A 21,158-nucleotide genomic window follows, 5' to 3' on the forward strand; every position below is an offset into this window, starting at 1 on the left:
GACTGTAAGTCTAAAATTCTTCCTGACCAAGCTCTAAGATAAGAGCCTCTTCATCACATTCTGGAAATTTAGGACATTTCACACAATCAGCCCATACTTTGTGGGGAAGCTCGGTCTTTTCAATGTCTTTAAAGTGCAATTTACGAAAAAAATCAGGGGCATTAGTTAAAACAAAAACTTTAGGGACCCCTAAATCTCTGGCTTCCTCTAAACAGGCCTTGACTAAATTTACCCCAACACCTTCTCCTTGGTATTCTTCACTTACTACCAGAGAACGAATTTCGGCAAGATCCTCCCAGCAGATATGCAAAGCACAAGCCCCGGCGATAAGGTCTTTCCCTTCAGGCGCAAAGACAAAAAATTCACGAATATTTTCGTAAATTTCAGCCAGCGGCCGGGGCAAAACCTGGCCTGTCTTAGAAAAATGCACAATTAAACGATGGATGTCGCGAGCGTCCTTTAAACGAGCCTTTCTAATCATTAGTTACTTATTCTCTGAACATAAAAACTTTTCAGCTTTTCACGAGCTTTTATTTGTTCTCCAAAGGCCTTGGCTTCAGCTAGCGTAGCAAAACGCCCCACATAAACCCTATACCACGTACCTTTTTGCGGGAGTGTTACCTTTTTAATAGTTACCTCATAACCCCTATCTCTCAGATAAGAAGCGTACTTTTCAGCATCGGCTTGGCTCCTAAGAGAAGCCACCTGGACAGCATAAAAAGACTTAGGCTTTTCTTTTTTAGGCGGAACAACTTTTTGAGGCCGGGCAACCTTGGAGCTTTCTTGTAATGCCTTAGGCTGCTTTGTGGCTTTTTCAGACTCCGGCAAAACAGGAGTAGCTGGCTCTACTTTTTCCGGTTTTTGCGTAACGGCGTTTTGAGCCTGAGAAGTGGGCTCCTTAACCAGAGGAGGAGGTTTTACTTCTTCAAATACAGGTGGCGGTTCGATGTTTTTCTTTGATGAAAGTGCTTTTTGGCTAACAGGAGACCCTAACGAATGCACCTTGGTAGAAACCATTTTTTGGCCGAAATAAAAACCCAGCACAAACATCCATAAAAACAAACAAATCAAGAGACCAAAGGAAAAAATAAGCCCTGGCCAGCCTAACTGAAACTGAAAGCGCTTTTTCTTAGGTGTCTTTTTAGCCATTACATCCTCTCAGGGGCGCTTACGCCTAAAAGATTTAACCCTGTTTTAAGAACCTGTTTTACTGCTTTAGCCAAGACTAGTCTAGCTTTGGTAAGGTCCAAATCTTCACTTAAAAAACGATGCTTGGTGTAATAATCGTGAAGAGCTGTAGCTAAATCAAGAAGATAAAAAGTCACCAAATGAGGCTCAAATTTGGTGGCCGCGGCTTCTACGGTATCAGGAAAATAATCGAGAAGTTTTAGAATAGCAAAGTCTTCAGGTTGATTAAGAAGGCCTAAATCAACTTCAGTTGCTTTAGGCACGGTTAAGCCAGCTTCTTCAGCCTTTCGAAAAAGGCTAGCTAGCCGCGCGTGGGCATATTGAACATAATAAACAGGGTTCTCACGGCTTTGTTTTTTGGCTAGCTCTACATCAAAGTCAAGAGGGGTATCCGCCCGACGAGTAAGAAAAATAAAGCGAGTAGCATCTTTCCCCACCTCGTCGATTAATTCCCGAAGGGTAACAAACTCTCCAGCCCGAGTGGACATGCTCTTTAGCTTGCCCCCCTCAAGCAGATTGACCATCTGAATGAGAATTACCTTGAACTGATTCTCTTCAAGCCCAAAGGCTTTGATTACCGCTTTCATACGAGGAACATAACCGTGGTGGTCGGCCCCCCAGATATCAACTACTTCGTCAAAACCCCGCACCAAAAACTTGTGGTAATGATAGGCAATATCCGAGGCAAAATAAGTAGGCTCCCCACTTGCCCTTATTACTACCCGGTCTTTCTCATCACCGAATTCTTTCGCTTTAAACCAGATAGCGCCGTCTTTTTCGTAAAGGAGTCCTTTTTCTTTGAGAAAAGAAAGCGCCTTTTCAATGTAAGTTTCTTCATGAAGAATTTTTTCAGAAAACCACTGGTCATAAACCACACCAAAATCTTCAAGGTCCTTCTTAATGCCAGCCAGAATTTCTTTAACCGCAAATTCTTTGGCAAGGGTAATGGCTTCTTCTTCAGGTAAACTCAAAAACTCTGGATTCTCTTTAAGCAAAGAACGAGCAATATCTATAATGTATTCGCCGCGGTAATGGTCTTCTGGAAAATCGATCTTTTCTCCACTTAATTCTTTAGCTCGCAGATAAACAGAACGCCCTAGTATCAGCATCTGCCGGCCAACGTCGTTTATGTAGTACTCTTTTTCAACATTAAAACCAGCCATGGCCAGAATACGGGCAAGTGTATCTCCTACCGCAGCACCACGTCCGTGGCCAATGTGAAGCGGGCCTGTGGGGTTGGCAGAAACAAACTCTACTTGAAATTTTCGCCCTGAGCCTAAGTCGCAAGCACCGTAATTTTCAGCAGACTTTTCTATTTCTAGAGGAACCTTTTGCCAATAATCTTTGGCTATAAAAAAGTTAATAAAACCCGGGCCAGCGATCTCTATCTTTTCAAAAAGGTCTTTCCGAGAATTAAGTTTTTCCACAAACCAGGAGGCGAGTTCTCGTGGATTCTTTTTAGCCTGGCCGGCCAAGCTTAAGGCAATGTTAGTAGCGTAATCTCCATGGGCTTCATTTTTAGGAGGTTCTACTTGAAAACGCGCCTTAACACCTTCAGGCAAAATGCCTTCTTCCTTAGCCTGTTCACAAAATTTTTCGAGTTCTTTATAGATTATTTTGGCAATCATGGTTTAAGGGTAACGTCTCTCGTAAAGTCTGGGCAGCGAAAAGGACTTCCGGTATCGCGGGTAAAACGTTTTTGACAAGTCTCTCGCCAGGCACACACGGCACACAAAGCCAATTCCTCAGCTAAAGAGCCAGATTCTTTTATAACCTTGGCTTCAGCCACTTTTAAGCGAGCATTTCCCACAAGTAAAGCTGCTTCACGAAGCTTAGTAGCAAGCTTGGGCTGGCCCTCTTCTTCAGCCTTATCTGCCCATATTCCGAGTTCTTTAGCCTCTTCAGCCAATAATTTTTCCCATTGTGAAAGCTTTTCTTCTAACTGTTTTAACATTTCGCTCATTTATTGCTTCCTTTTGGTTTTATAAAAACCTTATGTTTTAAAAAGTCTATGGCTACAATTTCGCCTTCCACTTTTTTAGGTTCTTCAAAAAAAGATTTAAGTACCAGGCCGTCTGGTTTAACTTCTATTTCGATTACATCATTCATAATCTCTTCTTCCTGACCATTTCCAAGCCAAAAGGCCTTAGCCTGGCACATAAAAACCTCCCTATAAAAACTTCTTTTAAAAGAACTCTCTAAGGCCTAATTGTCAACCAGTTGTTTAGCACTCAACAATCAAATATCTACTGTCCCGAACGAAATGTGTTATCGCAAGGCACTAGCGGCGCTGTGGCAATCTTAAGCAAAAAATTCGAATTTTACAAAGATCCCCACAATTTTTAGAATAAAAGTCTTCTATGCTGATCAACCCTTTTGGCCGGACCAATAATTGGTTCCAAAACTTCTCTAGCACGACGCACCACTTGCCGAGCTAAAACCAAGGCTTCCTTTGCAGCTTCAAGGGACGGGTTTTTAGTAAGCTCTTTGAGGCGGTTTATATTATTTTTTATTTCTTTAGCTAATTCAGGCTCACAGGCCTTATCCAGTTCGGCAAGGATTTTTTCAAAAGAAGGCTTCTCTTTAGGAGCTTCTATTTGAACTATAGCCCAAAGAGCTCGTACAGCCCTATCAATTGCTTCATTAGCAAATTTCAAGATCTTTTCAGGGTCTTTCTCTTCTTCAGCAAAGGCTATTTGTTCTTCGGCATACTTAAAGTAAGTTCTAGCCCGAATGTAATAGGGCATTATACCTCCCCCCGCAACCGGCGATAAAAATGCTCGGTAAGCTTTTCGTCTGCAAGCTCACAAATTTCAAAAAGAAGTTCTATCATATCGAGCATTTCTGCCTGGCCATCAGGGGGACGGGCCTCAAGGTCTTCTATAAAAGCTCCGCTTTCCAGGTACTCTTTAAATTCTTTAAGCTTTTTAAGGGTAAGCATTACTCCGCCCTCTCTACGTACGCTCCAGTACGGGTATCTACTTTTATGAGATCTCCTTCATTAATAAAAAGGGGTACTTTAATTACCGCTCCGGTTTCAAGCTTGGCTGGCTTTGAACCACCAGAAACCGTATCTCCTCTCACACCCGGTTCGGTTTCCACCACTTTTAACACTACAGTAATGGGAAGGTCTATACCAATAGGCTTACCTTTGTAGTAGAGGACTTTGACATTGATATTTTCCTGGAGATATTTCCAGGCGTCTCCCAGTTGTTCCTTGTCGAGGTAAACCTGGTCATAATCTTCTAAGTCCATAAAAACGTAGCGATCGCCTTCGGCATATAAATACTGCATTTCTTTTTCTTCAAGGTCTGGACGCTCAAACTTCTCCCCAGAACGAAAATTAGCTTCTAAAACTCGACCAGTAATTAAATCGCGCAACTTAGTTCGTACCGTGGCCTGCCCTTTAGCCACTTTTGAGTGCTGAAATTCTATAATTTCGTATGGTTTTCCATCCCATTCAATTTTTAAACCACGCCGAAAATCTGAAGTAGAAATAGACATAAATCTCCTCCTATTTAAAAATAATCAAGCGCTCACCATCTTTTACCAGACCATAACGCTTCCGCGCAATCTCTTCATAGGCCTGAGGATCACTCTTTAGGCGTGAAATCTTGGCGGAAAGGTGAGCTTTCGTCAAGAGGAGATTTTCTTTTTGAGAGGATAAATGGGCAATTTGACGATCTAGATAAAAATAAGAAAGACTACCAACAACAAACAAAAATAAAAAAGACAATATCAAAGCCTTTAAAGATAAAAAATCCCAAAAAGAATTGAATTTCTGCGAAGATTTCTTCTTTTGTCCTTTAGGCAAAATTTTTGAACGTCGTTTAGCTTTACTTTTAGGCCTGTAAACAGAAATCATAAGCTACCTAAATAAGAAAGGGGCGAGATTCGCCCCTTTCAACTTAGTCTGAGTAATACTTATAGTGATCTTTCTTAGTCATCTGGCGAAGCCTTGAAAGAGCTTTCTTCTCAATCTGCCTGATACGCTCACGAGAAACACCAAAACGCTTACCAATCTCTTCAAGGGTATATTCGCTTTCCTCGCCTATTCCGAAACGTAAACGAATAATTTTTTCTTCACGAGGAGAAAGGGTCGATAACAAATTACGCACTTTTTCAGAAAGATCCCTATCTTTTACCTGTTCAAATGGTGAAGGACTTTCTTTATTTTCGATAAAATCTCCCAGAGTGCTATCTTCGTCTCCAATTGGCAGTTCTAAAGAAACTGGTTCTTTAGAGGCCTCAAAGATAGCCAAAATCTTTTCCTGTGGAATACCTGTACGCTCAGATATTTCCGCAGGTGTAGGTTCACGCCCAAGCTCTTTTACCAGCTCATAAAAAGCCTTAAAGAACTGGCTACGCAACTCAAGGAAATGCACTGGCAACCGAATAGTACGAGTTTTATCGAGAATAGCTCTGGTAATAGCCTGCCTTATCCACCAGGAAGCATAAGTGCTGAACTTATTCCCTTTGCTGTAGTCAAAACGAAAGACAGCCCTCATAAGACCGAGGTTACCCTCCTGAATAAGGTCTGCCAGAGAAAGCCCTTGCCCCATATAGCGTTTGGCAATAGAGACCACCAACCGCAAGTTGGCCTTGACCATTTCATCTTTGGCCTTTTCAACTTGAGCAGCCCTTTCTTCAATAGCCCGACAAAGCTCGGCAATAGATTCATCTTCAGGATATTTCTTGTGGATCTCCTGCACAGTTCGGACCATAATGTTTAAATGACTCTTCTTAGGTTTAAGGCCCGGATCTCTTTTCTTCCAAAGTCTTATCTGCTCACGCAACTCTTCCATCTCAGGAAGCTCAGAAGGATGTTCCATAATAGAATTCACTATAAACTGGAAGCCGCCTCGGATTATTTTAGAAAGCTCTTCTTCTTTCTCAGGAGTTAGAAGTTCATATTTGCCCATCTCGCGCAGGTATGCAGAGGTAACTTCTTCAGATTCAGAAGCCGCTATAGGTTCTTCTTCCTCTTGAGTAACCACTTCTTCGATTTTCTTTTCAGGGGAACGCTCTGGCCAGTCAGGGTGATCCTTTTCAAAAAGTTCTTTCTCGTCAAGGACTTCTATGTTATTCTTGTAGAGAAAATCAAAAATTGCTTCTATCTTTTTAGGATCACCAAATTCTTCAGGAAGGAGGTCATTTAAGGCCTCGTAAGTAATAGCTCCGTCCTTCCCGGCCTCTAATAACTTTTCCTCTAAATTTTGAACCTTTGTCTTCTTTTTCATAAATCTCTCACCTGCCCCTTAGGCAAACTCGGTTTATAAAATTAAGCCTTTAATATTTAACACTTTTTATTCATATCGGCAAGTATTTAATTTTCGATTAATATTAACATCAATATAACTATTTAAAAATAATTTGTAAATATTCTAAACTAATAAGTTTTCATTTAAATTGAAACCTAATTGCAAGATGGTAAATCTGGATTAAAAGTCAAGGGTAATTATGACGGATAAAGAAAAGAAAAAGCTTGAAAAAATGCTTTATTATGCTTTAGGGCGACGGCCTGATGAATTTGGCCTGGTTCCGCAAGAAGGCTTTGTGCGCTTAAAAGACTTGCACCGGGCTCTCATTGAAGTGGATGGTTTCAAAAATATTCGCTTAAAAAAGCTTAAAGACTTCTTCCTTATTTTTAAGCCTGAACGTTTTGAGTTTAACGAAGAAAAAGAAATAGTACGGGTAAAACCTGAGTTGGCCGCAGAAGAAATTTATATCAGGGAGTTTAGCGAAAATCCTCCGACCATTTTGTACGTAACTGTAAAGCCCAAGGCTTGGATAAAGATTTCAGAAGAAGGGCTAGCTTCGGAAGCTATTGTCTTAACTCCAGATAAAGAACTGGCCCAAAAGATGGCCAAAAGGAAAGGGGCTCTGGTTATCAAAGTAGATACTAAGAAGGCCATGAGTTTAGGAACCATTTTTGAACGCTTTATTGAAAAGTTATTTTTGACCAGTTGGATTCCTGCTGAAGCTTTAAAAGGTCCGAAAGTAGATGAAGCTTTTAAAAAACGCTATCTGCCACCTCCTAAAAAAGAAAAAAAACCGCCAATAATTCTCGAGATTGAACCTTCTTTTCAAGAAGAAACAAAACCTGCAGAAGAAGTTCTTCCTTATCGCAAGATCACTAAAGGTCGCAAAAAAGACCCTGCTTGGAAAAAGGCCCAACGCATTAAACGACGCGAAAGACTTTAAGTACTTTGAGTTTTTCATTTGACTAATGTCTACCAAAAAAGTATTTTTGAAGGCAAAAAGGAGGCCGGGGTGCCACTTCCAGACAAGCAAGGACATTTTGGACCCTTTGGCGGACGATATGTTCCAGAAACCTTAATGCCAGCTCTTTTTGAGCTGGAAGAAGCCTATCGCCATTACAAGCGAGATAAGTCCTTTAAAAAAGAACTTGATTTTTACTTCAAAACTTATGTAGGAAGGCCAACCCCTCTTTATCCCGCAAGCCAGCTAGCTAAAAAATTAGGCGGGCACTTAAAAATCTACCTCAAACGCGAAGACTTAACTCATACTGGTGCGCACAAAATAAATAACACCATTGGTCAGGTACTTCTGGCCAAAAAAATGGGAAAAAAGCGCATTATTGCCGAAACAGGAGCTGGCCAGCATGGCGTCGCTACAGCTACGGCTGCCGCCCTCCTCGGCCTTGAATGTATTGTCTATATGGGTGCCAAAGACACTGTGCGCCAGGAAATGAATGTCTTCCGTATGGAACTTCTAGGAGCCAAAGTTATCCCTGTCTATTCTGGCACCCAAACTTTAAAAGACGCTATAAATGAAGCCATAAGAGACTGGGTTACCAATGTGGAAACCACTCATTACGTAATCGGCTCGGTAATGGGCCCTCACCCCTATCCCATGATAGTGCGTGATTTTCAAAGCATAATTGGCAAAGAAACCAGAAAACAAATACTTGCGGCTGAAGGACGTTTGCCAGATGTTCTCATCGCCTGTGTAGGCGGAGGCTCAAACGCCATGGGTTTATTTTATCCCTTTGTGGAAGATCAGATGGTCAAAATGATAGGTGTTGAAGCGGCAGGTACAGGTCTTGATACCGACAAACATTCCGCCACTCTTACCGTAGGTGAACCAGGAATACTCCACGGCATGATGACCTATCTCCTCCAGGACAAAGTAGGCCAAGTAAAAGGGGCTCATTCTATAGCCCCGGGGCTCGATTATCCAGGTGTCGGGCCAGAACATTCCTTTTTAAAAGAAACTGGCCGAGCTGAATACGTAACCGTTGATGACCAAGAAGCCCTCTCTGGTTTTAGACTACTTTCTGAAACTGAAGGCATTATCCCTGCCCTTGAAAGCGCTCACGCCGTGGCTTATCTGGCTAAAATAGCTAAAAAACTCCCTCAGGGGACCATTGTAGTGGTTAATCTCTCTGGCCGGGGAGATAAAGACGTAGCGGCAGTGCGTGAATACCTGCGGAGGAAAAGTGATGACTAGAGGCGCACGAGCGGTAGAAGATGCTATCCGTAAGGCTAACGAGCGTGGTGAAGCGGCTCTTATCCCTTTTATAGAAGGAGGCGACCCTGACCTTTCTGCTACCGAGGACCTACTGTGGGCTCTGGCCGAAGCTGGGGCAGATGTCATAGAACTGGGTTTTCCTTTTTCAGACCCTTTAGCTGATGGTCCCGTTATTCAGGAGGCCGCTCAAAGAGCCCTGCGCCACAACCCGACTATCGATCAATTCCTTGATCTAGTCGCCAAACTACGCCAAAAAGGCTTTAAAGTGCCGCTAGTGATCATGGGTTATTTGAATCCATTTTTTCGGTATGGGCTGGAAAACTTTGCTAGAAGAAGCCGAGATGTCGGCCTTGACGGCGCTATTATTCCGGACCTTCCTCTAGAAGAAGCTAAACCCTGGTTAAAAATCGCCCGCAAACATAAACTGGCTAGCATTCTTTTGGCTGCTCCTACCACGCCCCCTGAAAGGCTTGAAAAAATTGCCAAGGCTTCAAGTGGTTTTCTCTATTATGTTTCTATAACCGGTATCACGGGGACGAAAAAGGCTATTCCTGAAGAGCTTGCTTTAAAACTTGATCTAGCTAAAGAGCTAAGCCCAGTGCCTGTAGCTGTAGGCTTTGGCATATCAAATCCTGAACAGGTAAAGGCCCTTTCACTTCATGCAGACGCCATCATAGTGGGAAGTGCCATTGTTAAGCTCATAGCCCGACACGCTGAAGAAAGAAAAAAACTTCCAGAGCTTGTTGGCCGCTTTGTAAAAGAACTTAAAGAGGCTACCAAACGTTAAGATGAAAGTTCAGGTGCCTCGCCATTTTGCCGAGATTCTGGCCGAAGAATCTCCTATGACCTTTGCTCACTATATGGAACTGGCTTTATATCATCCTGAGTACGGTTATTACGCGCGCAGTCCTAAAATTGGTAAAAAAGGGGACTACATTACCGCTCCTTCTATTCATCCGGTTTTTGGCGCCACCGTGGCCAAACAAATTATTGAGATATGGGAGATAATGGGAAAGCCCCAAGACTTCGTAGTCTGCGAAGCAGGGGCAGGAGAAGGTTATCTTGCGTTAGATATCCTTGATTATCTGAAACAAAAAGATTTCGCTTTCCCCTACTATATACTTGAACCTTTTTCCGCCAATCGTTTGCGCCAGGAAGAAGTCCTTGAAAAACATTTTGACCAGGTAAAGTGGTTCTCTTCCTGGAAAGAAGTTCCTTCTTTCAAAGGAGTTTTTATTTCCAACGAACTTTTTGATTCTTTTCCTGTGCATTTGGTCCAAAAAACAGAGAGCGAATTGCGAGAGGTTTATATCAGCTTTAAAAACGGTGTTAAAGAGCTTTTAGCTGAGCTCTCAAGGCCTGAAATCCTTCAAAGGGTAAGCCCTTTTGTTTCTACCTGGAAAGAAGGCTACCGCACGGAAGTTTGCCTAGCATATGAATCTTTTTTAAAAGGCCTTTCTCAAAAACTTATACAGGGGGTGATCATTACTTTTGATTACGGTTACGGACGGCGGGATTATTATCATGAAGAAAGAACAAGAGGTACTTTGCTTTGTTTTCAGGAACATCGTATCTTTGAAAATCCTTATCTTTTTCCTGGAAAATGCGATCTTACCGCCCACGTTGACTTTACCGCCCTTAAAGAAATAGGCGAAAAACTTGGCTTTTGCACTTACGGTTTTACTTCCCAGGCCTCTTTTCTGGTGGGGCTTGGAGTTGAAAGACTCCTTGCCGAAATCGGACGAACTCAAACTAAAGACATAGAAGCCCTAAAAATGCTTTTACTGCCCCAGGGGCTTGGCATGAGCCACTGGGTCCTTATCCAGGGCAGAGGCCTTTCTCTTGAAACAAAATTTTCGGGTTTTAAGCTGAGCAATCGTTTAAAAGTACTCTGATATGGCCAGAATCTTTCAAATAGAAAAGAAGTGTCCGCAAACAAAGGCCCGCACAGGATTTCTCTTTACCAGGCGGGGGATAATTGAAACTCCGGTTTTTATGCCCGTAGGCACGCAGGCAAGCGTTAAATCATTAACTCCAGAAGATGTCAGCGGCCTTGGCGCACGCATTATCCTTGCCAATACTTATCATCTTTTTTTAAGGCCAGGGCACGAATTAATAGCCCGCCTGGGAGGACTTCATTGTTTTATGAATTGGCCTCGCAGTATCCTCACCGATAGCGGGGGCTTTCAAGTATTTAGTCTGGCCAAACTCTGCAAAATTGAAGAAGATGGCGCCAGATTCCAATCTCACCTTAACGGACAAGAGTATTTACTTACTCCAGAGCTTTCCATGGAAATACAGGCTGGCCTTGACTCTGACATTCGCATGGTCCTTGACACCTGTATCCCTTATCCCTGTCCTTATGAAGAAGCTAAAAGGCTCACAGAACTAACCCACCGCTGGGAAGAAAGATCTCGTCTTGCCTGGCAAAAAAATCACCGAGAATCATTGCTTTTTGGTATAACCCAGGGGGGGATGTTTGAGGACCTACGCCGTTATTCCGCTAAAGTTATTACTAGTCTTGACTTTCACGGCTACGCCATTGGGGGCCTGAGCGTGGGAGAACCTCATGACCTAATGCTTAAAATGCTAGAGGCCTCCATTGAAGAACTTCCTGAAGGAAAACCCCGTTACCTCATGGGAGTAGGTACTCCTCACGATATCCTTGAGGCCGTATCTCGTGGTGTGGACATGTTTGACTGTGTTTTACCTACGAGAAACGCCCGGCGTGGTACCCTTTATACTTCTTTCGGGAAAATCAGCATCAAACAGGCCCGTTATAAAGACGACGATCGTCCCATAGACCCTGAATGCCAGTGCTACACCTGCCGCAATTATTCGCGTGCTTATTTAAGGCATCTATTTATGGCCGGAGAACTCCTGGTTTACAGGTTAAATACCATCCACAATCTCCACTTTTATTTATGCTTTATGGAAAGGATAAGAAATGCTATAAGAAAGGGACATTTTGAAGAATTTAAAAAACACTATTATGAGAGAAAGGAGGAAGTTGAATGTTAGGATTAGCTTTTGCTATGGCGGGTAATCCGCAACAGGGAGCGGGGAATCCTTTAATAGGTTTTATTCCCTTAATTTTAATCTTTGTGATTTTTTATTTTTTGCTGATTAGACCCCAGCAGAAAAGGGCCAAAGAACATCAGAAGTTTCTTGAAAATTTAAAGCGGGGAGACCAGGTCTTTACCTCTGGTGGGCTTGTCGGTCGGGTAGAAAAAGTTGACCATGATCTTGTTCACTTAGAAATTGCTCCTAATGTAAAAGTAAAAGTAGTTAAGGCCTACATTGCCGGTCCGCTAAATCCCCCAGAGCCTAAGTAGTGACACTTAATGACGGCCAAAGTCTTAGCCGTCCTGGGAACAATGTCATCGGTGGGCAAAAGTCTGCTCACCGCTATTATTTCTTACCATTTTGCTAAAAAGGGTCTAAAGGTTTCACCTTTTAAGGCCCAAAACATGTCTCTAAATGCTTTTGCTACCACAGAAGGCGAGATGGCCTACGCCCAGGTCTTTCAGGCCTGGGCTGCTGGCCGTAAACCCAGCGTAAAAATGAATCCACTACTTTTAAAGCCTTTGGGAAACATGACCTCTGAAATTATATTTCTAGGGAAAACTCAAGGGATTTTGCCTTCTGGGAAGTTTCAAAAATTTAAGGCCGGTTTTAAAAAACAAGTTTTTTCCGTTTTTGAAGACATTTTGGCGGAAAATGATTTAGTGGTTATAGAAGGCGCCGGAGGGCTTGCCGAACTAAATCTCCTTAAAAATGATTTTGTAAATTACGAGATCGTCTCGCGTTATCAAATTCCTTTTCTTTTGGTGGGCGACATTGACCGAGGAGGTATTTTTGCCCAGATCTGGGGAACTTATGAACTGGTACCTGAGCTTAAACCTCTTTCAGTTGGCTTTGCAATCAATAAATTCCGTGGAGCGCCAGAACTCTTTGAAGATGGTATAAAAATCCTTGAACACAAAACCCAAAAACCCTGTCTTGGGCTTTTGCCCTTTTTGACCTTGAAGCTCTTCGAAGAAGATAGTGCTTCTTTAGGGCTCCCTAACCAAAAGTTTAGCTCAGGGCCCGAAAAATTAAAAATAGCTGTGGTTTATTATCCCCATATTTCCAACTATCTGGATTTTGATCCTCTAAAATTTGAACCAGATGTAGAAGTGATATTAACGGCTGAACCCCAAGAACTCTTAAAAGCCCATGTCATCATACTCCCTGGTAGCAAGAATACCATGGCGAGCCTTAATTTTCTGAGGGAAAAAGGCCTTTCTGAAACCATAAAGTCTCTTTCTCGCCAAAAAATACTTATCGGGCTTTGTGGTGGTTTTCAAATCCTTGGCCAAAAAATAAGCGATGAGGGAGTAGAAAACCTCGGAGAAGTGCCAGGCCTTGCGCTTTTACCCCATGAAACACGTTTTTTCCGCCCTAAAATTGCCACCGCACAGGAAATAACTCTAAACTGGCCTTTTTTTCAGGGAAATTTGAAGGGTTTTGAAATCAGGTATGGAAGGAGTTTTTTAGGAGGGCAAGAAATTTCACATTTATTTAAAGAAAATATTTTTGGCAGCTATCTTCACGGCATATTTTATGAAGACGACTTTCGTCACGCTTTTCTTTCTTATGTTAGGGACTTATTCGGGTTTGAACCTCGACCAAAAACTTTTTTCCATGAGTTTGTTCAGCAACAAATAACAAAAATTTGTAAAGATTACGCCTTTAAAAGATTTCTAAGCAGATTGGAAAAGGCCCTTTTTATTCCATAATATCCCAATTCAGGTATATATCCTCACGAGTTAAGGGAAGATCATTTTCGCCTCGTTCACGATTTTTAACTAGCAAGCTTTGAAAAACGCTCTGTTCATTTATGGAAAAAGCATAAGCTGAGCCGGCCATGTAAAGCCGCCACACCCGATAAGTAGGCTCATCTACAAATTGGCGAGCTTTTTCGTAATTTTTTTCAAGATTTTTCACCCAGTGGCGTAAGGTGAGCACATAATGTTCCCTTAAGGACTCAACGTCTCTTATTTCAAAGCCCACTCTTTCAGCCACGGTAAGAGTTTTATATATTGGCAAAAGTTCACCATCCGGGAAAACATAACGGTCAGTAAAAGACCATCTTTTTATACGCCAGCTCCAGTCTGCGGCGATACCGTGGTTTAGAAAAACTCCGCCCGGTTTCAAAAGCTTCCAGGCCTTACGAAAATAAGTCCAAAGTTTAGAACTCCCTACGTGTTCAAACATGCCAATGCTTACCAACTTGTCAAAAGGTTCTTTCTCATCTAGCTGACGATAATCAAGGAGGCGAACTTCGGCTAAATCTTCAAGTCCTTCCCTTTTTATCCATTCGTTGGCATATTTCACTTGATTTTCACTGAGGGTAATACCCAAAATCTTTACTCTATATTTCTTAGCTGCATAAATAACAAAGCCTCCCCACCCACAACCTATATCAAGCACCCGTTCGCCGGGTTTCAAACGCAATTTACGGCAAACAAGTTCTAGTTTGTTTTTCTGAGCTGTCGCTAAATCCTGGTCAGGACTTCTAAAATAGGCACAAGAATAGACCATCATTGGGTCAAGATAAGTGGCGTAAAATTCTGGAGGCAAATCATAATGATAAGAAATAGCCTGTTTATCTCTTTCTATGGAATGGGTTTTACCTTTAAGCTTAGCTGCTTGACGCCCTTCTAAACGCCTGGCTCTACGAACTGACATCCTAAGCTTAAAAAGGCTGCGCCAAAAGAAGGGGTTCGTCAAAAGACGAGGATAAAGCTGGCGCAAGTATTCGCCTAAGGGAAAGACAGAATAAATATCACCCTCAAAATCTAGGTCATCGTAAATATAAGCTTCACCCAGCCGAACATCCGTTGGGAAGGCCAATAGATGAGCCAAAATCCCTGGATTTTTAATGACTATGGTAACCTTTGGTTCTTTCAATCCTGGAGGGGCCCATTCTTCCCCTGTCCAGAAACGAACCTTGAAGTAAGCTGGACTTAAATTTTTAAAAATCAAATTTAGAAGAGCAATATTTTCTGAAACCAACTTTGGCTCCATCATATCTAAAACATAAATCTTGAAAATAATATGACAAGTATTCCGTCGAAACTAGTTGCAATTGACACTTAATCTCAAAAAGGTTATTTTTAGATTGAATCCATAAAGAGGAGGTTTAGCTATGCCAGGGTTAGATCGCACAGGTCCTTTAGGTGAAGGCCCAATGACTGGCCGAGGTCTCGGGCTTTGTACACCTGAAGGCAAAGCTTTTTTGGCTAGAGGTCCATGGGGCCGAGGCTTTGGCTGGGGGCGAGGCTTTGGTTGGGGACGTGGTCTGGGTTGGCGTCACGGTTGGGGACGTGGTTTTGGCCGCGGTTGGTGTTGGCGTTTCTTTGGAGGCTTTGGCGGGGGACGCGGTTTTGGCTGGGGCTGGCGCCGATGGCTAGCCTCTCTTACGCCTGAAGAAAGAAAAAAACTCCTTGAAGAAGAGGCCAATTTTTATCGTGAACAGCTTGAAGAAATAGAAAAAGAACTTAAAGAAGAACAAAAAGAATAACTGCCATCTCCCTCCTTATCTCTATAACCGGGGGAAGCCTTGTCTTCCCCCATAGTATTTTGTACAAGTAATTAATGTTCAATTTATTCAAGAAAAAACTTCCCAGGCTTCGTTCTGCTCAAATAGAAGTTTCTACTTATTGTCAGTTCCGCTGCCAAATGTGCCCTCACCATCTTTTTTATGACATCTGGCAGGCTAAACATATGGATCTAGTACTTTTTGAAAAAATTCCTTTGGCACAATTCAAATTCGTTCATTTGCAAGGCTGGGGAGAACCATTGCTACATCCTGATATTCTCAAGATGATCGATATAGCTGCCCGATACACGAAAGTTGGCTTGACCACCAATGGTTATTTTTTAGAGAGAATTCTTGATCATGTAGAAAAACTTGATTATCTCGCTATATCCATTGCCAGCCCCGATGAGAAAAAGCACCGAAACATTAGAAAATGCGCCCTTAAGCCTATAATTGAAGAAGTTAAATTCATCGCCAGGCAAAAAACTCGCCCAAAATTAGTACTTTCTACCGTTATGATGCGAAGCACTATAGAAGAACTGCCCGATTTAATAGAATTAGCAAAAGATTGCGGAGTCGATGAAGTTATAGCCAACAATCTTGACTATATTCCCTCGACTACTCTGGCGGAAGAGGCCATATTTTGGTTATCCCCTAATGAAAAAGAACATTTTAACCAAATAATAGCCCAGGCAAGGCAAAAAGCGGAAAAACTGGAAATAGCCTTTGAGGCCAAACCATTAAAAGCTGAAGAAGTTATAATATGCGCTGAAAGGCCCCATGAATCTTGCCTAATTACCGTTACCGGACAAATCTCGCCTTGCGTTTATTTACATTTGCCCACCAAAAACGAATTTTTACCAAGATTTTTTAATAACCAGGAAATAAAAATACCAAAAGTCTATTTTGGTAATCTAACCAAGAACTCATTTACAGAAATATGGTTTAGAAAAGAGTATCGCCTTTTTAGAGAACAATATCTCAAACGTGAAAGAGCGCTTTACTCGAGTTTACTCTTAGACTTCCCTGAACTTCCTTCTTTTTGCAAAACCTGTTATAAAGCTTACAGCCTTTAAGTTAATAAAACATCATATATTTAAAAACTATACTTTTTGTTAGTTTTCTTTCACCCATACCTTTAAACAAGACAAATAATTAGTATCAAAAAATTGTTCGCCAAGAAGTTTTGCAAAATTTTTATATAAATTACTATAAAATAGCAAACCTTAGAAAGAACTTAGGAGCAAATATGAATTACGTAAACAATGTAACTTTAATAGTAAGTGAATTATTGAAACGCGTAACAACTCTTTTTTTAAAAATGAATCAATTAAAGATATGACCGTATCCCTTTAGAAATTGCCTCCAAGAACTCTAAAAGTATTCGTTATTGTGTTTATAGAGATCGTGCAGAGCTTAAATATAGAATAATGGCCATACTTGGATTTGGCATAGAAGATGAAAAAGATGAATTAACCCCACTATCCGATTATGCAGAAAAGGCTTTACTTAGAGAAAAGCCAACAGCTCCAGTTCTTATGGTTAACGATGTTATATGTAATAGTTGTAGTAAAAGCACCTATTTTGTAACCAATGCATGCCATGGATGTGAAGCGCGTCCCTGTTTAATCAACTGTAAAAAGAATGCTATTAATAGTAAGAGGTAGAGCAGAGATTGATCCAGAAAAATGTGTTAATTGTGGACTTTGTGCAAAAGTTTGTCCTTACCATGCTATCATTTACGTACCTGCTCCTTGTGAAGATGCTTGTCCCGTAGGTGCAATTAGAAAAGAAGAAGATGGCAAACAGAAAATTGACTATGAAAAATGTATTTACTGTGCAAGATGTCTGCAGGCTTGCCCTTTTGGAGCAATTTTAGAAAAATCTCAACTTATAGAAGTCATTCGTTCTCTAAAATCACCCTCTCAAAAAACTGTAGCTCTAATAGCACCAGCTATTGCAGGCCAATTTTCGGCAGATTTTGAACAGATTGTTTCTGCTCTCCGGAAGCTAGGATTTGATTATATTGTAGAAGTAGCCGCCGGTGCAGATATTTATGCAAAAAAAGAAGCCAAAGAATTTATTGAACGAATGGAAAAAGCTGATAAGCTCATGACTTCTTCTTGCTGTCCTTCACATTTAGAACTCGTAAAAAAGCATATTCCAGAACTTTCTCCTTATGTTTCCAGCACAAGGACACCTATGCACTACGCAGCTGAACTAGCTCGTGCTCAATATCCTGAGGCTAAAATTGTATTCGTAGGTCTTTGCGAGCGAAGCGAAGCAATCCCTGAGACTGCTTCGACCTCTAACGAGGCCTCGCAGTGACAGCGAAGGTTACTTTGCTTTAGCGATTATGTCAGCGGCAATACTTTGTCGTGTAAAAAACACTCGGATTAATATTAATCTTATCCAAAAAACAAAAAAGGCCTGGCTGAGGGTTACTCAACCAGGCCTTCTATCTATCTAAAATTTAACCCGGGCGCCGACCTACTCTCCCACCGGGGTAACCCAGCAGTACCATCGGCCCTGGAGGGCTTAACGACCGTGTTCGGAATGGGAACGGGTGTGGCCCCTCCGGTATGGGCACCCGGGAATTTTCTCCTTCTCTTACCTTCTAAAAGATCAAAATAACCAAAAAAACAAAAATTGCTGACAAGTGATATAGGGTACCGCTCCGGTATCCACGAGCCACCCACAGTATTAACTATCTAAGCCAATACTGTGGCCAAGCCGCTCGGGCGATTAGTACCGGTCAGCTCCACCCATTGCTGGGCTTCCACCTCCGGCCTATCTACCAGGTAGTCTCCCTGGGCCCTTCGGGGACAGGGTCTCCCCTGTCTCGGGAGGCCTCATCTTGAGGAGGGCTTCCCGCTTAGATGCTTTCAGCGGTTATCCCTTCCGCACATGGCTACCCGGCTGTGCGGCAGGCCAGCCACAACCGGTCCACCAGCGGTGCGTCCACCCCGGTCCTCTCGTACTAGGGGCAGCTCCTCTCAAGCCTCCTACGCCCACGGTGGATAGGGACCGAACTGTCTCACGACGTTCTGAACCCAGCTCACGTACCCCTTTAACGGGCGAACAGCCCGACCCTTGGGACCTTCTCCAGCCCCAGGATGGGATGAGCCGACATCGAGGTGCCAAACCGCTCCGTCGATGTGAACTCTTGGGAGCGATCAGCCTGTTATCCCCGGAGTAACTTTTATCCGTTGAGCGACGGCCCTTCCACTCGGCACCGCCGGATCACTAGGCCCGACTTTCGTCCCTGCTCGGCCCGTCGGCCTCGCAGTCAAGCACCCTTCTGCCCTTGCACTCAACGGCGGGTTTCCAATCCGCCTGAGGGTACCTTTGGACGCCTCCGTTACCTTTCAGGAGGCGACCGCCCCAGTCAAACTGCCCACCAGGCACTGTCCCTGAGGAGGCTTACCCCTCCAGGTTAGCACCCCGATGCAGGAAGGGTGGTATCTCAAGGACGGCTCCACCCGAGCTGGCGCCCGGGCTTCTCAGCCTCCCACCTATCCTGCACATCCTGCACCGAAGTGCAATGCCAAGCTGCAGTAAAGCTTCACGGGGTCTTTCCGTCCCACCGCGGGTACCCGGCATCTTCACCGAGACTACAGTTTCGCTGGGACCCTGGCCGAGACAGTGCGGCAGTCGTTACGCCATTCATGCAGGTCGGAACTTACCCGACAAGGAATTTCGCTACCTTAGGACCGTTATAGTTACGGCCGCCGTTTACCGGGGCTTCAAGTCCGAGCTTCGGAGGCCTACGCCCCCTAACCCGGACCCTTCACCTTCCGGCACCGGGCAGGCGTCAGACCCTATACGTCGTCTTACGACTTCGCAGAGTCCTGTGTTTTTGGTAAACAGTCGCCACCGCCGATTCCCTGCAACCCACGCCAGCTCCAGCCGCTAAGGGCCTTCACCAGCGTGGGCACCCCTTCTCCCGAAGTTACGGGGCCATTTTGCCGAGTTCCTTAGCCAGGGTTACCCCACGCGCCTGAGCATTCTCTGCCCGCCCACCTGTGTCGGTTTGCGGTACGGTCACCTGAGCTTCTTCAGCCACGAGGCTATTTCTCGGCAGTGTGGTCCGAGCGCCTTCCCGGGAACTCTCGCTCCCGGTTACTTACTCCCCCTCACCCTCGGGGGCGGGATTTGCCTCGCCCCGTCACCGGGCTACAGGTTTGGAGGGCCTGCCATTCACGGCCCCGGCGCCCTTCCCTCCTGCGTCACCCCTTGGCCTCCACTCAGGTGGCGGGGGATTGTTGACCCCTCTTCCCATCGGCTACGCCTTCCGGCCTCGCCTTAGGGTCCGGCTAACCCTGGGCGGACGACCCTTCCCCAGGAAACCTTGGGCTTACGGCGAGAGGGATTCTCACCCTCTTTATCGCTACTCGTGCCCGGATTCTCTCCTCCGACCACTCCAGGTGCCCTCACGGATCACCCTTCTACGCAGTCAGAGTGCTCCCCTACCACTCATGCCTCTCAGCATGAGTCCGCAGCTTCGGCGACTGGCTTAAGCCCCGTGGTATTTTCGGCGCAGCCCCGCTCGACCAGTGAGCTGTTACGCACTCTTTAAATGATGGCTGCTTCTAAGCCAACATCCTGGTTGTCTAAGCAGGGCCACCTCCTTTACCACTTAGCCAGTACTTCGGGACCTTAGCTGGCGGTCTGGGTTGTTCCCCTCTCGTCGCTGGACTTTATCACCCAGCGGCTCACTCCCAGGGTCCTTCTGACGGTATTCGGAGTTTGCCGGGGTTCGGTAGGCCGGTAAGCCCCCTAGCCCCAACAGTGCTCTACCCCCGTCAGATATCCCCTGAGGCTGTACCTCAATACATTTCGGGGAGAACCAGCTATCACGGGACTCGATTAGCTTTTCACTCCTACCCACAGCTCATCCGAGGAGTTTTCACCCTCCACCGGTTCGGGCCTCCAGCGGGTGTTACCCCGCCTTCACCCTGGCCATGGGTAGCTCGTCCCGCTTCGGGTCTGCCGCCAGCGACTTAACGCCCTTTCAGACTCGCTTTCGCTTCGGCTCCGCCTATCCGGCTTAGCCTCGCCACTGACGACAACTCCCGGGCTCATTATGCAAAAGGCACGCCGTCACCCACGCTCCCGCGCAGGCTCCGACTGCTTGTAGGCCAGCGGTTTCAGGCTCTATTTCACTCCCCTCCCGGGGTTCTTTTCACCTTTCCCTCACGGTACTTATGCTCTATCGGTGCGCAGGGAGTATTTAGCCTTGGAGGGTGGTCCCCCCTGATTCACACGGGATTCCTCGTGCCCCGTGCTACTTGGGTAGCACACCCAGGGAGTCCACTCAGCTTTCGCCTACGGGGCTCTCACCCTCTACGGCGGACCATTCCAGGTGCCTTCGGCTAGCCAAGCGGTTTTCTTACTCCCCGAGGAGTCCCTAGCCTCCTCCAGTGTGCCCCCTCTACCCCGGATGAGCAACGCCTAGGGGCTTCTACACTCATCCGGTTTGGGCTCCTCCCCTTTCGCTCGCCGCTACTCAGGGAATCTCGTTTGATTTCTTCTCCTCCGGGTACTGAGATGTTTCACTTCCCCGGGTTCGCCTCCGCCAGGCTCTTAACCTAGCGGATGACCAGGTATTACCCTGGCCGGGTTCCCCCATTCGGGCATCCACGGATCAACGCCTGCTTGCGGCTCCCCGTGGCTTTTCGCAGCTTGCCACGCCCTTCCTCGCCTCCTGCGCCCGAGGCATCCACCGCTGGCCCTTAGTAGCTTGGCCACTAAACTCTTCTTTATAAAAATTCCACAAAAAATACTCGTATCCTTGCTCTCGGCTCGTGGATACCGGGCGATACCCTATTCACTTGTCAAAGATCTGTGCCTACTAAGTGGCTTTGCTGAACTACCCCCCCTACCTTCT

The 21,158-nt window shown here is 44.6% G+C and carries 22 protein-coding genes and 2 rRNA genes; 11 read left to right on the forward strand and 13 right to left on the reverse strand.

The window, feature by feature from the left end:
* Positions 1–10: 10 nt before the first annotated feature.
* The 10 genes from THEIN_RS04065 to THEIN_RS04110 all read right to left on the reverse strand — a co-directional run bounded on the left by THEIN_RS04065 (position 11) and on the right by THEIN_RS04110 (position 6,428).
* Positions 11–481 carry an N-acetyltransferase gene (locus THEIN_RS04065; protein ID WP_013907429.1) on the reverse strand — a complete coding sequence of 157 codons (471 nt, stop codon included), beginning with the start codon at positions 479–481 and terminating at the stop codon, positions 11–13.
* Entirely contained in the window at positions 481–1,149 is a 669-nt protein-coding gene (locus tag THEIN_RS04070; RefSeq protein WP_013907430.1) for an SPOR domain-containing protein, read from the reverse strand. The genes THEIN_RS04065 and THEIN_RS04070 overlap by 1 nt, the downstream gene beginning before the upstream one ends.
* Positions 1,149–2,816, reverse strand: a complete 1,668-nt coding sequence (gene argS / locus THEIN_RS04075) for an arginine--tRNA ligase (RefSeq protein ID WP_013907431.1) — start codon at positions 2,814–2,816, stop codon at positions 1,149–1,151. The genes THEIN_RS04070 and argS overlap by 1 nt, the downstream gene beginning before the upstream one ends.
* Positions 2,813–3,151: a hypothetical protein gene (locus THEIN_RS04080; protein ID WP_013907432.1), complete on the reverse strand. Its 339-nt coding sequence runs from the start codon at positions 3,149–3,151 to the stop codon at positions 2,813–2,815. Before THEIN_RS04080 ends, argS begins: the two co-directional genes overlap by 4 nt.
* Positions 3,148–3,348, reverse strand: coding sequence for a CooT family nickel-binding protein (locus tag THEIN_RS04085; protein ID WP_013907433.1), 201 nt, complete (start codon positions 3,346–3,348; stop codon positions 3,148–3,150). Before THEIN_RS04085 ends, THEIN_RS04080 begins: the two co-directional genes overlap by 4 nt.
* 182 nt (positions 3,349–3,530) lie before the next feature.
* The gene (locus tag THEIN_RS04090) at positions 3,531–3,935 is read right to left on the reverse strand and encodes a hypothetical protein (RefSeq protein WP_013907434.1); all 405 of its coding nucleotides are present in this window, start codon (positions 3,933–3,935) and stop codon (positions 3,531–3,533) included.
* Positions 3,935–4,129: a hypothetical protein gene (locus tag THEIN_RS04095; protein ID WP_013907435.1), complete on the reverse strand. Its 195-nt coding sequence runs from the start codon at positions 4,127–4,129 to the stop codon at positions 3,935–3,937. The genes THEIN_RS04090 and THEIN_RS04095 overlap by 1 nt, the downstream gene beginning before the upstream one ends.
* Entirely contained in the window at positions 4,129–4,692 is a 564-nt protein-coding gene (gene efp, locus THEIN_RS04100) for an elongation factor P (RefSeq protein WP_013907436.1), read from the reverse strand. The genes THEIN_RS04095 and efp overlap by 1 nt, the downstream gene beginning before the upstream one ends.
* A gap of 10 nt (positions 4,693–4,702) precedes the next feature.
* Positions 4,703–5,053, reverse strand: a complete 351-nt coding sequence (locus THEIN_RS04105) for an FtsB family cell division protein (RefSeq protein WP_013907437.1) — start codon at positions 5,051–5,053, stop codon at positions 4,703–4,705.
* Between the two features lie 43 nt (positions 5,054–5,096).
* The gene (locus THEIN_RS04110) at positions 5,097–6,428 is read right to left on the reverse strand and encodes a sigma-70 family RNA polymerase sigma factor (protein WP_013907438.1); all 1,332 of its coding nucleotides are present in this window, start codon (positions 6,426–6,428) and stop codon (positions 5,097–5,099) included.
* 220 nt (positions 6,429–6,648) lie between these two features.
* Here THEIN_RS04110 and THEIN_RS04115 point away from each other — a divergent pair, with 220 nt between their 5' ends.
* The 7 genes from THEIN_RS04115 (at position 6,649) to THEIN_RS04145 (ending at position 13,463) form a co-directional block, all read left to right on the forward strand.
* Positions 6,649–7,392 (forward strand): RNA 2'-phosphotransferase, encoded by a 744-nt coding sequence (locus THEIN_RS04115; RefSeq protein ID WP_013907439.1) that lies wholly within the window; start codon positions 6,649–6,651, stop codon positions 7,390–7,392.
* 69 nt (positions 7,393–7,461) lie between these two features.
* Positions 7,462–8,661, forward strand: coding sequence for a tryptophan synthase subunit beta (trpB, locus tag THEIN_RS04120; protein WP_013907440.1), 1,200 nt, complete (start codon positions 7,462–7,464; stop codon positions 8,659–8,661).
* Entirely contained in the window at positions 8,654–9,469 is an 816-nt protein-coding gene (gene trpA, locus THEIN_RS04125; protein WP_013907441.1) for a tryptophan synthase subunit alpha, read from the forward strand. The genes trpB and trpA overlap by 8 nt, the downstream gene beginning before the upstream one ends.
* A gap of 1 nt (position 9,470) precedes the next feature.
* Positions 9,471–10,577, forward strand: coding sequence for a class I SAM-dependent methyltransferase (locus THEIN_RS04130; protein WP_013907442.1), 1,107 nt, complete (start codon positions 9,471–9,473; stop codon positions 10,575–10,577).
* A gap of 1 nt (position 10,578) precedes the next feature.
* Positions 10,579–11,703, forward strand: coding sequence for a tRNA guanosine(34) transglycosylase Tgt (tgt, locus tag THEIN_RS04135; protein ID WP_013907443.1), 1,125 nt, complete (start codon positions 10,579–10,581; stop codon positions 11,701–11,703).
* Positions 11,697–12,017, forward strand: coding sequence for a preprotein translocase subunit YajC (gene yajC, locus THEIN_RS04140; RefSeq protein WP_013907444.1), 321 nt, complete (start codon positions 11,697–11,699; stop codon positions 12,015–12,017). The genes tgt and yajC overlap by 7 nt, the downstream gene beginning before the upstream one ends.
* A gap of 9 nt (positions 12,018–12,026) precedes the next feature.
* The gene (locus tag THEIN_RS04145; RefSeq protein ID WP_013907445.1) at positions 12,027–13,463 is read left to right on the forward strand and encodes a cobyric acid synthase; all 1,437 of its coding nucleotides are present in this window, start codon (positions 12,027–12,029) and stop codon (positions 13,461–13,463) included.
* Here THEIN_RS04145 and THEIN_RS04150 read toward each other — a convergent pair.
* Positions 13,453–14,757, reverse strand: coding sequence for an SAM-dependent methyltransferase (locus tag THEIN_RS04150; RefSeq protein WP_013907446.1), 1,305 nt, complete (start codon positions 14,755–14,757; stop codon positions 13,453–13,455). The genes THEIN_RS04145 and THEIN_RS04150 overlap by 11 nt on opposite strands.
* 118 nt (positions 14,758–14,875) lie before the next feature.
* Here THEIN_RS04150 and THEIN_RS12135 point away from each other — a divergent pair, with 118 nt between their 5' ends.
* From THEIN_RS12135 to THEIN_RS11525, 4 genes are all read left to right on the forward strand, one after another.
* The gene (locus THEIN_RS12135; RefSeq protein ID WP_013907447.1) at positions 14,876–15,250 is read left to right on the forward strand and encodes a DUF5320 domain-containing protein; all 375 of its coding nucleotides are present in this window, start codon (positions 14,876–14,878) and stop codon (positions 15,248–15,250) included.
* Positions 15,251–15,324: 74 nt separating this feature from the next.
* A complete protein-coding gene (locus THEIN_RS04160; protein WP_013907448.1) occupies positions 15,325–16,344 on the forward strand; it encodes a radical SAM protein in 1,020 nt (339 codons plus the stop codon).
* A gap of 354 nt (positions 16,345–16,698) precedes the next feature.
* Complete coding sequence (locus THEIN_RS12140; protein WP_148236936.1) at positions 16,699–16,935, forward strand: hypothetical protein; 237 nt, start codon at positions 16,699–16,701, stop codon at positions 16,933–16,935.
* Positions 16,913–17,596 carry a [Fe-Fe] hydrogenase large subunit C-terminal domain-containing protein gene (locus THEIN_RS11525; protein WP_052299035.1) on the forward strand — a complete coding sequence of 228 codons (684 nt, stop codon included), beginning with the start codon at positions 16,913–16,915 and terminating at the stop codon, positions 17,594–17,596. The genes THEIN_RS12140 and THEIN_RS11525 overlap by 23 nt, the downstream gene beginning before the upstream one ends.
* A gap of 149 nt (positions 17,597–17,745) precedes the next feature.
* Here the strand turns inward: THEIN_RS11525 and rrf are convergent.
* Together rrf and THEIN_RS04175 are read right to left on the reverse strand one after the other, a co-directional pair.
* Positions 17,746–17,862: ribosomal RNA gene (gene rrf, locus THEIN_RS04170) — 5S ribosomal RNA — on the reverse strand.
* Positions 17,863–17,992: 130 nt separating this feature from the next.
* Positions 17,993–21,017: ribosomal RNA gene (locus THEIN_RS04175) — 23S ribosomal RNA — on the reverse strand.
* Between the last annotated feature and the right edge of the window lie 141 nt (positions 21,018–21,158).

The sequence above is a fragment of the Thermodesulfatator indicus DSM 15286 genome, from assembly GCF_000217795.1.
Classification (GTDB): domain Bacteria; phylum Desulfobacterota; class Thermodesulfobacteria; order Thermodesulfobacteriales; family Thermodesulfatatoraceae; genus Thermodesulfatator; species Thermodesulfatator indicus.